Here is a 12,033-nt window from a genome sequence, read left to right on the forward strand (position 1 = left end):
ACCGGGCATATCCACAGACACACATCCGCCCCCCGAAGGGACACCCCATGGCGCTCGAAGCCGGCCTCCTGGAGATCCTCGCCTGCCCGGCCTGCCACGCCCCCCTGAAGGAGCAGGACACCGAGCTGATCTGCACCGGACCGGACTGCGGCCTCGCCTACCCGGTCCGCGACGGCATCCCGGTGCTGCTGGTCGACGAGGCCCGCCGCCCCGCGTGAGCAGGCCCGTCACCGCGGGCGGGCGGGCCGGCGCCACCCGGTCCGGCCGCCGCCCCGCGTGACGGGGCCCGTCACCTCGTAGCACCCCAGGATCCCCGGCGACCGGAGGCTGCCGCCCATGCTGGACGAAACGCTGCTCGACACCCCGGAGGGCCTCGCCGAGGCCGACCACCGAGGTCTGCTGCGCGGGGCGGCGGAGGCCGGCGCCCGCGTCCGCGCCGCCGCCCGGAACGCCGCCGAGGCCGGCATCGGGGGCCTCAAGCCCGACGGCCGCCCCCGCGCGGTCCTCATCGCCGGCCCCGGTGCCGCCGCCACCCACACCGCCGACCTCCTCGGCACGCTGGCCGGCCCGGGCAGCCCCGTCGTCCGGCTCGCCCCCGCCGGTGTCGCCCCGGCCGCGGGCGCCCTGCGCTGGGAACTGCCGGGCTGGGCCGGTTCCGTGGATTTGCTGCTGATCGCCACCCCGGACGGCACCGAACCGAGCCTGTCCCTCCTCGCCGAGCAGGCCTACCGCCGCGGCTGCTCCGTCGTCGGCGTGGCCCCGCCCGGCACTCCGCTCGCCGATGCGGTCGCCGGGGCGCACGGCCTGTTCCTGCCGATGGCGACGGCACCGTACGACCAGGAGGAACCGCTCGCCGCCTCCTCTCCCGGGGTGCTGTGGGCGCTGCTGACCCCCCTGCTGGCGCTCCTGGACCGGGTCGGCCTGCTCGACGCCCCGCCGGAGGCCCTGGAGAAGGTCGCCGACCGGCTCGACCACATCGCGGAGCGCTGCGGGCCCGCCATCGCGACCTACAGCAACCCGGCCAAGACCCTCGCCGCCGAGCTGGCCGACGCGCTGCCCGTGGTGTGGACGGAGGGCACCTCGGCCGGGCCGGCGGGCCGCCGGTTCGCCGCCGCCCTCGCCGAACTCGCCGGCCGCCCCGCCCTGGTCGCCGAACTGCCCGAGGCGCTCGCCGCGCACAGCGCCCTGCTGGCCGGGCCGCTCGCCGCCAGCGCCGACCCGGACGACTTCTTCCGGGATCGCGTCGAGGAGCCGCCCGCGCTGCGCGCGCGCGTGGTGCTGCTGCGCGACCGCCCGATCGGCGGCCTCACCGCCGCCCCGGCCGCCCGTGACGTGGCCCTCAGCCACGACACGCCGATCAGCGAACTCGAACCGGAGGAGGGCGGCGAACTGGAGACCCTCGCGGAACTGATCGCCGTCACGGATTTCGCCGCCGTTTACCTGGCGCTCGCTTCGGGAGCCTGATCTGACCCCTGGCCCACCGCCCACGCGCGCCGCCGGCCCCGGCAGTCCCGCCGACGGCACGGCCGATTCCGTCGGCGGCACGGGCAGACCCGTCGGCGCCGGGAACGGAAGCGACGGCGCCGACCGAGCAGCGCACGTACGGAGACAGAGAAGACACATGGACCGCCTCGACAACACCATCCGCCCCTACGCCTGGGGTTCCCCCACCGCCATCCCGCAGCTGCTGGGGGCCGAGCCGACCGGTGAGCCGCAGGCGGAGATGTGGATGGGCGCGCACCCGGGAGCCCCGTCGCGCACTCCCCGCGGCACCCTCGTCGAGGTCATCGAGGCCGACCCGGAGCGGGAACTGGGCGCCCGCGCGGTCGCCAGGTTCGGCCCCCGGCTGCCGTTCCTGCTCAAGATCCTCGCGGCCGGCGCGCCCCTGTCCCTCCAGGTGCACCCGGACCTGGAGCAGGCCAGGGCGGGGTACGCCGACGAGGAGCGGCGCGGCGTCCCGGCCGACGCCCCGCACCGCAACTACAAGGACGCCAACCACAAGCCCGAACTGATCTGCGCGCTCACCGAGTTCGACGGCCTGTGCGGCTTCCGCGACCCCGTCCAGGCCGCCGGTCTGCTCGACGGGCTCGGCGTCGACTCCCTCAAGCCGTACGTCGACCTGCTGCACGCCCACCCCGAGGACGCGGCCCTGCGCGAGGTCCTCACCGCCGTCCTCACCGCCGACCCGGAGGAGATGGCCCACACGGTCGCCGAGGCCACCGCCGCCTGCTCCCGCCTCGGCGGCGCCTACGCCCCCTACGCCGGCATCGCCCACCACTACCCCGGCGACCCCGGCGTGATCGCGGCCATGCTCCTCAACCACGTCCGGCTGCAGCCGGGCGAGGCCCTGTACCTCGGCGCCGGCATCCCGCACGCCTACCTCGACGGCCTCGGCGTGGAGATCATGGCCAACTCCGACAACGTCCTGCGCTGCGGCCTCACCCCCAAACACATCGACGTCCCCGAACTGCTGCGGATCGTCCGCTTCGAACCGAGCGACCCGGGCGTGCTGCGCCCGGAGGCCTCCCCGGAGGGCGAAGAGGTCTACGAGACGCCGACCGACGAGTTCCGGCTCTCCCGCTACGTCCTGCCCGAGGGCGGCACCGCCCGCGACCTCACCCGCGACACCCCGCAGATCCTGCTCTGCACGGCCGGCACCGTCCGGACGGGCGAGCACGAACTGGGCCCCGGCCAGTCGGTCTTCGTCCCGGCCGGCGAGCAGGCGGTGATCTCCGGCGCGGGCATCATCTTCCGCGCCACCGTGGTTGTGTGACCAGGGCTGTGGACAAGCGGTCGATCATATGACCGGGGCTGTGGATACCTGACGCGCCGGTGCCCGGCCGGGCTGTAAGAATGACCCACCGGCAAAGGCCGGGCAAAACCGGGCACCCGTCCGGACGGACGTACGAGGCCGACACAGGCGAAGGGACAACGCGAACACATGAGCGCGTCAGGCGGTACGAAGGCGATCGTGGCGGCACTCGGCGCCAATCTCGCGATCGCGGCAGCGAAGTTCGTGGCGTTCGCGTTCAGCGGCTCCTCCTCGATGCTCGCCGAGGGCGTGCACTCGCTCGCCGACTCCGGTAACCAGTTCCTGCTGCTCCTCGGCGGCAAGAAGGCACAGCGCGAGGCCACCCCCCAGCACCCGTTCGGCTACGGCCGCGAGCGGTACATCTACGCCTTCCTGGTCTCCATCGTGCTGTTCTCCATCGGTGGCATGTTCGCCATCTACGAGGGCTTCGAGAAGATCCGCCACCCGCACGAACTGGAGCACTGGTACTGGCCGGTCGGCGTCCTCGTCTTCGCGATCATCGCCGAGGGCTTCTCCTTCCGCACGGCCATCAAGGAGTCCAACCAACTGCGCGGCAAGCTCTCCTGGAAGGAGTTCATCCGCCGCGCCAAGGCCCCCGAGCTGCCCGTCGTCCTGCTGGAGGACTTCGGCGCGCTCATCGGTCTGATCCTCGCCCTCGGCGGCGTCGGCCTCTCCCTGATCACCGGCGACGGCGTCTGGGACGGCATCGGCACCCTCTGCATCGGCGTCCTGCTCGTCCTGATCGCCCTGGTCCTGGCCGTCGAGACCAAGTCGCTGCTGCTCGGTGAGGCCGCAGGCATCGAGGAGGTCAAGAAGATCGAGGCCGCGATCGTCGACGGCGACACGGTCACCCGCATCATCCACATGCGCACGCTGCACCTCGGCCCCGAGGAACTGCTGGTCGCCGCGAAGATCGCCGTCCGGCACGACGACACGGCCGCCGAGATCGCGACCGCCATCGACGCCGCCGAGGCCCGTATCCGCGCCGCCGTCCCGATCGCCCGCGTCATCTACCTCGAACCGGACATCTACAGCGAGACCGAGGCCGCCAAGGGACCGGACCCGGACGCCACCCCGGGCGGCCCGACCCCGCACGCCGCCGGCCACTGACACCCGGTACGGCGGCGGCCGGCCTCAGCGGGACCGCACCGGCCAGGGCGCCGGCGGCACCACCGGCGCCCTCCGCCGCCGTACCACCCGAAAGCCGATCCCCAGCCCGCCGCCGACGAGCACCAGCGCCCCGCCGGCCAGCAGGGCGGTACCCACCAGCGCCGGGCCCGTACGGCCGTCCGTCACCCGCCCCCGCACGGTGTCCACCGGGACGGTCCCGCCGTGGTCCGACGCGAAGAAACGGGAGTCCCGTGCGTCGGACCGGCGGTCGCCCAGCAGGAAGAGCCGGCCCTCGGGCACCTTCACGTCGTACGACCGGTTCACACCATCGGCATCGCCCTGGTGCACGTAGGGCTCCGTGACCGGCCCGCCGTTCACGGTGACCCGCGCCTCGGCGCCGACGGCCGTGCAGCACGCCACGCGGTCGCCGCCCACGCCGATCACCCGTTGCATGACGACGCCGCCGGTCCCGTAGCGCCCCGGCATCGAGAGCATCGCTACGTCACCGCGCCGCACCTCGCTGCCGTCCACGCGCTCCCAGACGATCCGGTCGCCCTGGTGGTACGCCGGCTCCATGCTCGGACTTGAGAGGGTGCCCGAGCCGTACGCGCCGCGCCCGTACAGCCAGGCACCACCGGCCAGCACCACGCCCAGCAGCCCCAGCACGAGCGCCGCCGCCCCCGGCCCCAGTCCCCGTCCTCTGCCCGCCATGTCCCGACCTCCCCGCGCGGCCCGTCCGCGGCGCCCGGAGCATAGCGGCCGTCCGTGAACGGCCCGCGCGACGGCCGGGCGCGGCGGCACCGCTGCGGGCGGAGCGGCCGGACCAGGGCTTCGCCCGGGCCTGCCGGCCGCTCCCGGCGGCGCCGGCTCAGCCCACCTCTGCCAGCACCTCCAGCACCGCCTCCCCGTCCGGCGCCGTGAGCAGCCGCTCCCGGAAGCCGCCGTCCATCAGCCTGCGGGACAGCAGCGCGAGGATCCGCAGATGTTCGTCGCCCGCGGCGGCCTCCGGTACGGCGATCATGAAGATCAGCCGGGCCTTCGTACCGTCCAGCGACCCCCACTCGATCCCCTCCGCCGACCGCGCGAACCCCACGACCGGCGCCGTCACCGCGTCCGTCTTGGCGTGCGGGATCGCGATCTCCTCGCCGAGCCCGGTGGTCCCCTGCTCCTCGCGGCGCAGCGCGGTCGCCACCAGCTCCGCCACATCGGCCACCCGCCCGCTGCGCGCCAGCAGCTCCGCCATCTCCCGGATCGCGGCCTCCTTCTCCGCCGCCCCGAGCGCCACCCGCACGGTCCGCCCGGTCAGATACCCGGACAACACCTCGGTCCCGCCGCCCGCACCCGCCGCCGTCTCCTCCAGCGGGGCCTCGTCCGGGGCGTCGGTGTCCCGTGCACCCGCCTCCTGCACCCCGGTGCCCTCCCGCACCGGCGAACCACCGGCCCCGTCGGACTGCGTACGCCCGCGGCGTCCGCTCACGTCGACCAGCGCCACCGTGGCCAGCGCCGTCACCACCGTGCCGATCGCCACGGCCACGAAGAACATCGGGACCCCGCTCACCGCGCCCAGCACCGCCACGATCGGCCCGCCGTGCGGCACCGCGTCCTTCACCCCGGCCAGCCCCGCGACCGCGCCGGCCACCGCCCCGCCGAGCATGTTCGCCGGGATGACCTGCGCGGGACGCGCCGCCGCGAACGGGATCGCCCCCTCCGAAATGCCGAAACAACCCATGAACAGGGCCGCGAGCCCGGTCTCCCGCTCCTGCCCGGTGTAGAGCCGCCGGCGGATCACCGTCGCCAGGCCCTGCCCGAGCGGCATCACCGGAATCGCCGCCGCGCACATGCCCATCACGGTCTGGTTGCCACTCGCGATGAGCCCCGCGCCGAACAGGAACGCCGTCTTGTTCACCGGCCCGCCCATGTCGAAGGCGATCATCAGCCCCAGGATCGCGCCGAGCAGCACCGCGCTGGTGCCGGTCATTCCGCCGAGCCGGCTCGTCAGGTGCTCGAAGACCCAGGAGATCGGCTTGCCGATGACATAGATGAAGAACAGGCCGAGCGCCGTGGTCGCCACGATCGGGATCACGATGATCGGCATGATCGGCTGCACGAACTTCGGCACCCGGACCCGCTTGATCCCCAGCACCAGATATCCGGCCAGGAACCCGGTCACGATCGCCCCGATGAACCCCGCGCCGGCCTCGGAGTCGTACAGCGCCCCGGTGTTGGCTATCCAGCCGCCGATCATGCCCGGCACCAGCGCGGGCCGGTCGGCGACGGCGTAGGCGATATAGCCGGACAGGACCGGGATCATCAGCTGGAAGCCGATACCGCCGACCGCGTTGACGTGCGCCCAGAACGTGCCCTCCGGGATCACATAGCCCTTGGCCGTGGCATGACCGCCGAGCGCCAGCGACACCGCGATCAGCAGCCCGCCGACGACCACGAACGGGATCATGTACGAGACGCCGTTCATCAGCGCCTTGTACACCAGGCTCCGCTCCCGGCCGCCGCCCGGCGCGGACCCCGCCGGACCCTGGCCGGTGCCGTCCGCCCCGTGCACGGGCGCCGTCCGCACCCGCTCGATCAGCCGCTCGGGATGGTGGATGCCCTCCGCGACCCCGACCGTCAGCACCCGCTTGCCCGCGAACCGGCTGAGGTCCACGTCCTTGTCGGCGGCGACGATGACACCCTCCGCGTGTCTGACATCGTTGTCATTCAGGACGTTCTCGGCCCCGATGGACCCCTGCGTCTCCACCTTCATCTCGATGCCCAGGCTCGCGGCGGCCTGGGCGAGCTTCTCCGCCGCCATGTACGTGTGCGCGATACCGGTCGGACAGGCGGTCACCGCCAGCAGCCTGAGCGGCCGCCCCTCCTCATCGCGGCCACCCGGGGCGGGCGGCCCGGCCGGACTGGTCACGTTGATCTCCTCACGCTTCGACACGCGCGACGCCGTCCCGGACGCCCCGCGAGCGGAACCGGACGTCCCGGTCCCCCTGCATCCTGCACCACACCACCCCTGCCCAGGTGGCGCGTAAATCCCGGTCCGCACCGGTATGCCCGCACCGGCTCCACGCTTTCCGCACAACCACAGGCGCCCCCACCGCCCCCCGGAACCCACGGGAGACGACCTGGGGAAGACACGAGGATTCCAAAGGCGGACTGGGACGACCGCGCCCTCCGGTGTAGCTTGGGACGGAGCCAGACGTCGCTGCTGATGGCGGTCGGGCGGCCCCACGCGGGCCGACCGAGGGAGAGAGGGCCTCCGACGGACTGCGCTGCGCGTACGTGGGCATGCCTGTGTCCTCTTCTCGGGCACTCCTGTGTCCGCCGCCGCGCAGACCAGCCGTACCCACCTCGACCCAACCCCGAGGAGCAGCTCGTAATGACGACTGTCGAGAACCGACAGGACTTCAAGGTCGCCGATCTCTCGCTGGCCGAGTTCGGCCGTAAGGAGATCACCCTCGCCGAGCATGAGATGCCCGGCCTGATGGCGATCCGCAAGGAGTACGCCGAGGCGCAGCCGCTGGCCGGCGCGCGGATCACGGGTTCGCTGCACATGACGGTGCAGACGGCCGTGCTGATCGAGACCCTGGTCGCCCTGGGCGCCCGCGTGCGCTGGGCCTCGTGCAACATCTTCTCCACCCAGGACCACGCCGCCGCGGCGATCGCGGTGGGTCCGGACGGTACCCCGGACAACCCGCGGGGTGTGCCGGTGTTCGCCTGGAAGGGCGAGACGCTGGACGAGTACTGGTGGTGCACGGAGCAGGCGCTGACCTGGCCGGACAGCCCCACGGGCGGTCCCAACATGATCCTGGACGACGGCGGCGACGCCACGCTGCTGGTGCACAAGGGCGTGGAGTACGAAAAGGCCGGTGAGGTCCCGGCCGTGGAGACGGCCGAGTCCGACGAGCACCGGGTGATCCTTGAGCTGCTGCACCGCACGCTGGGGGAGAACCCGCAGAAGTGGACGCAGCTGGCCTCGGAGATCCGCGGTGTCACCGAGGAGACCACCACGGGTGTCCACCGCCTGTACGAGATGCAGCGCGACGGCGTCCTGCTCTTCCCGGCGATCAACGTCAACGACGCGGTCACCAAGTCGAAGTTCGACAACAAGTACGGCTGCCGGCACTCGCTGGTGGACGGGATCAACCGCGCCACGGACGTGCTGATCGGCGGCAAGACCGCGGTGGTGTGCGGTTACGGCGATGTGGGCAAGGGCTGTGCGGAGTCCCTGCGCGGCCAGGGTGCCCGGGTGATCGTCACGGAGATCGACCCGATCTGCGCGCTGCAGGCGGCGATGGACGGCTACCAGGTGACCACGCTGGACGAGGTCGTGGAGACGGCCGACATCTTCATCACCACGACCGGGAACAAGGACATCATCATGGCCTCGGACATGGCCAGGATGAAGCACCAGGCGATCGTGGGGAACATCGGCCACTTCGACAACGAGATCGACATGGCGGGTCTGGCCAAGGTGCCCGGCATCGTCAAGGACGAGGTCAAGCCGCAGGTCCACACCTGGACCTTCCCCGACGGCAAGAAGATCATCGTGCTGTCCGAGGGCCGCCTGCTCAACCTGGGCAACGCCACCGGTCACCCGTCGTTCGTGATGTCCAACTCCTTCGCGGACCAGACCCTGGCCCAGATCGAGCTGTTCACCAAGCCCGACGCGTACCCGACCGGTGTGTACACGCTGCCCAAGCACCTGGACGAGAAGGTCGCCCGCCTCCACCTCGACGCCCTGGGCGTGAAGCTGACCAAGCTGCGCCCGGAGCAGGCGGCGTACATCGGTGTGGACGTCGACGGCCCGTTCAAGCCGGACCACTACCGCTACTGAGCCGGTGAACCCCTAGCCCGACCGCCGGGGGAGTGCGCCGGCGCACCGGCGCACCCCTCCCGGCAGCAGGCTCTCCGAGGCAGGCCCCCGCACCCCCGTGCCGGGGGCCTGCCCCTTTGGCCCCGACCCATGGCTTCCGGCCGGACCAGCCCGTCAAGACCCAGGACCCCCATGCCCCGCGGCCGTTATTCGCTCCACGATCCGCACGATCACACCCCCCTCGCAGAAGAGCACTTCCAGTGCGCCCCCGGCCCGTCCGGCTGGCGCTACGTCTCCCGGCTGACCGGCCCCGCCGGCGAGCACCGGGGCTCGGTCGACCTCGCCCTGGACGACCTCGGCCGCCCCCTCCGCCTCGAACTGCACGCGGGCGACTGGCAGGTGCGCGGCGCCGCCCTCGACGGCGTCACCTGGGTCCGCACCGACCCCACCGGCCTCCACGCCACCGAAGGCAATGTGCGCGCCCACGCCTTCACCGGCACGTCCCCCGCGTTCCTCGTCGCCACCGCACGGCTTCTGCGTCTCACCCCCTCGTCCGCCGCGACCCGCGTCCGCCTCGTGGCCTTCACCGATCCGGTCCTCGCCCCCCGCACCGTGGACCAGTCCTGGGCACTGGTGAACAGCGAAGCACACGCCACTGACAACGGCCCTCTGACCGTGGACGAATACCAGGTCACAGCCCTGGACACCGGCGAACAGCACGCCGTCCACATCGCCGGCGACATCGTCCTGGCCGCGCCGGGCATCGAGCTGGAGGACCTGGAGTCACCCCCGTCGCGCTTCGACTGACCCCGGCATCCGGGTCCCACGCACACCTACGCCGGCGGCACGAACCCGGTGGCCGGCCGGCCGGCCGACGGCTCGTCCCGCCGCGGCCCGCCAGGGGTGGGCGGAGCGGGCGCGGAGAACTCGGACGGGTACGCGTCGTCGGGCCGGACCGCGCCCTGGGCCCGACGCGGATCCTCGTACCGCGAGAGCCGGTCCCGTCCCGAGCGTTCAGGCCGGTAGAAGGCCGGCGGGCCAGGCTCTCCGGCCGGCGGGGCGAAGCCGCCGGCCACGAAACCACCGTCACCGGCGGTCGGACCGCCGCCGAACGCCTGCCGGGCCTCCCGGGACTGCCGCTCGTGCACCACGGCCGCGAGGAACGCGGCCGGAGGCAGATCCGGCGGCACCGAAGCACCGGTCCGCCCCGCGAGGTCGGCCGCCAGCCGCTGCGCCATGCCCGCCGACACCTGCGGATCGAGCTGCCGCATCCGGGTCAGGTACTGCCGTACGGCAAGCCACAGCCCGTCCGGCACCGCGGACAGATCCAGCCCGGCGAACCGCCCGACGAGCCACGGGGGCGGAGGCGGCGCGAAGCCCGCCCGACCGGCGGGTATCCGCTCCCGGACCACCAGAGTGCCCGCGAACACATCGCCCAGCCGCCGCCCCCGCGCCGAGACCAGCGAGGCGATACAGGCCACCACCCCGAGCGTCATCAGGATCTCGACGACCCCGATCGCACCCCGCACCAGAGCGTGCCGGAACCGGATCGGCCCACCGTCGTCCCGTACCACCCGCAGCCCGAACGCCAGCTTCCCCAGCGAGCGCCCGTGGCTGAGCGTCTCCACGGCTATCGGCCCGCCGACCAGCACCAGCAGAAACGACGCGATCGACACCGCCACCTGCGCGGCCTCGTCCAGCGACGCCGTCGACGCCACCAGCACCATGACCACGACGAGGTACGCGACCATCGCCACCACCAGGTCGAGCAACACCGCGAGCGCCCTGCTCGGCAGCTTCGCGGGCCGCAGTTCGAGCGCCACCGCCTCGCCGGTCACCAGCTCACTCACGCCCGCCGTCCTTCCCTGGTCTGCCCCCTGAACCGCAAGTCTGCCAAGCTGAGGGCGCATCGCGCCGCAGTACGACAAGCTGACAGCAAGTACGAGCATCCACGACGAGCCGTGGACGACCAGCCGAGGAGCAGGCAGACCCGATGGACCTGGACGTCTTCGTCTCCGTACACCGAGCCGAATGGGACCGGCTCGATGCACTGCTCCGCCGCCGGCGCCGGCTCACCGGTGCAGAGGCAGACGAACTCGTCGCCCTCTACCAGCGCACCGCCACCCACCTCTCCCTCATCCAGTCCACCGCGCCCGACCCGCACCTGACCGGACGGCTGAGTCAACTCGTGGCACGCGCGCGTAACGCCGTCGCCGGCACCCGCCGCGCCTCATGGCGGGACGCCACACACTTCCTGGGGCAGGGCTTCCCGGCCGCCGTCTACCGCGCGCGTCACTGGTGGGTGCCCACGGCGCTCGTGTCCACCGCGGTCGCCATCCTGCTGGGCTGGTGGATCGGCACCCATCCCGAGGTGCAGTCGTCCATCGCGGCGCCGAGCCAGCTGCGCGAGCTGACCCGCCCGGGCGGCGAGTACGAGACCTACTACTCCAGCCATCATGCGGCCGCGTTCGCCGCCCAGGTGTGGACGAACAATGCTCAGGCGGCGGCGATGTGCCTGGTCCTGGGCGTCTTCCTGGGCCTGCCCGTCCTGTGGATCCTCTTCCAGAACATGCTGAACCTCGGCGTGGGCTTCGGCCTCATGTCCTCGGCGGGACGCCTCGACACCTTCCTCGGTCTGGTCCTTCCGCACGGCCTGCTGGAACTGACCGCGGTCTTCGTCGCCGCGGGGACGGGGCTGCGTCTGGGCTGGACACTGATCGACCCCGGCCCGCGCACCCGGCGGGCCGCTCTCGCGGAGGAGGGACGCGCGGCCATCGGCATGGCGATCGGCCTCGCCTTGATCCTGCTCGTCTCCGGCGCCATCGAAGGCTTCGTCACCCCCTCCGGCCTGCCCACCTGGGCCCGCATAGGGATCGGGGTCGTGGCCGAGCTGGCCTTCCTGACCTACGTCTATGTGCTCGGCGGCCGTGCGACACGCGCCGGCGAGACGGGCGATCTCGCGGCGCCGGAGCGCAGTGCGTCCGTGCCCACGGCCGCCTGACTCCGCCGGATGTGCACTCACCCCCTCTGAGCTGCTAGTCTCCTCTTCGCCCCGCAAGAGCCGTTGACACGGAGGGAGTGGGGAGGTAGATTCAATGAGTTGTCTGGAGCTGGACATGCTGCCAGGCAGTCGCTAGAATCTACTTGTTGCTTCTCGGGGAGTCGGTAACGACACCGGAGAGAGCATCCTCCGAATACTCAGAAATGAGCGGCCGGTCAGACCGGCCAAGAACTTCTGATAAAGTCGGAACCGCCGGAAAGGGAAACGCGAGAGCGGGAACCTGGAAAGCAC

At 72.4% G+C, this 12,033-nt stretch carries 10 protein-coding genes; 7 read left to right on the forward strand and 3 right to left on the reverse strand.

Annotation, left to right across the window (positions count from 1 at the left end; all coding sequences use genetic code 11):
• Positions 1-47: 47 nt before the first annotated feature.
• The 4 genes from ABD350_RS21380 (at position 48) to ABD350_RS21395 (ending at position 3,922) form a co-directional block, all read left to right on the forward strand.
• Positions 48-218: a Trm112 family protein gene (locus ABD350_RS21380; RefSeq protein ID WP_181798431.1), complete on the forward strand. Its 171-nt coding sequence runs from the start codon at positions 48-50 to the stop codon at positions 216-218.
• Between the two features lie 118 nt (positions 219-336).
• Entirely contained in the window at positions 337-1,464 is a 1,128-nt protein-coding gene (locus ABD350_RS21385) for an SIS domain-containing protein (protein WP_344349844.1), read from the forward strand.
• A 157-nt stretch (positions 1,465-1,621) separates the two neighbouring features.
• The gene (gene manA, locus ABD350_RS21390) at positions 1,622-2,773 is read left to right on the forward strand and encodes a mannose-6-phosphate isomerase, class I (protein ID WP_344349846.1); all 1,152 of its coding nucleotides are present in this window, start codon (positions 1,622-1,624) and stop codon (positions 2,771-2,773) included.
• Between the two features lie 168 nt (positions 2,774-2,941).
• Complete coding sequence (locus ABD350_RS21395) at positions 2,942-3,922, forward strand: cation diffusion facilitator family transporter (protein ID WP_344349847.1); 981 nt, start codon at positions 2,942-2,944, stop codon at positions 3,920-3,922.
• A gap of 24 nt (positions 3,923-3,946) precedes the next feature.
• Here the strand turns inward: ABD350_RS21395 and lepB are convergent, their stop codons facing one another.
• Both lepB and ABD350_RS21405 read right to left on the reverse strand, forming a co-directional pair.
• Entirely contained in the window at positions 3,947-4,633 is a 687-nt protein-coding gene (gene lepB / locus ABD350_RS21400) for a signal peptidase I (protein ID WP_344349848.1), read from the reverse strand.
• Between the two features lie 157 nt (positions 4,634-4,790).
• On the reverse strand, positions 4,791-6,839 hold the full coding sequence (locus ABD350_RS21405) for a fructose-specific PTS transporter subunit EIIC (RefSeq protein WP_344349849.1): 2,049 nt from the start codon (positions 6,837-6,839) through the stop codon (positions 4,791-4,793).
• 465 nt (positions 6,840-7,304) lie between these two features.
• On the opposite strand from ABD350_RS21405, the gene ahcY reads away from it, so the two are divergent.
• Positions 7,305-8,762, forward strand: coding sequence for an adenosylhomocysteinase (gene ahcY, locus ABD350_RS21410; protein WP_344349850.1), 1,458 nt, complete (start codon positions 7,305-7,307; stop codon positions 8,760-8,762).
• 171 nt (positions 8,763-8,933) lie between these two features.
• Positions 8,934-9,548, forward strand: coding sequence for a hypothetical protein (locus ABD350_RS21415; RefSeq protein WP_344349851.1), 615 nt, complete (start codon positions 8,934-8,936; stop codon positions 9,546-9,548).
• Positions 9,549-9,574: 26 nt separating this feature from the next.
• Here the strand turns inward: ABD350_RS21415 and ABD350_RS21420 are convergent, their stop codons facing one another.
• Positions 9,575-10,591, reverse strand: a complete 1,017-nt coding sequence (locus tag ABD350_RS21420) for an RDD family protein (RefSeq protein WP_344349852.1) — start codon at positions 10,589-10,591, stop codon at positions 9,575-9,577.
• Between the two features lie 143 nt (positions 10,592-10,734).
• Here ABD350_RS21420 and ABD350_RS21425 point away from each other — a divergent pair, with 143 nt between their 5' ends.
• Positions 10,735-11,742: a stage II sporulation protein M gene (locus ABD350_RS21425; RefSeq protein WP_344349853.1), complete on the forward strand. Its 1,008-nt coding sequence runs from the start codon at positions 10,735-10,737 to the stop codon at positions 11,740-11,742.
• The last annotated feature ends 291 nt before the right edge of the window (positions 11,743-12,033 follow it).

Source organism: Streptomyces nogalater, assembly GCF_039532885.1.
Classification (GTDB): Bacteria; Actinomycetota; Actinomycetes; order Streptomycetales; family Streptomycetaceae; genus Streptomyces; species Streptomyces nogalater.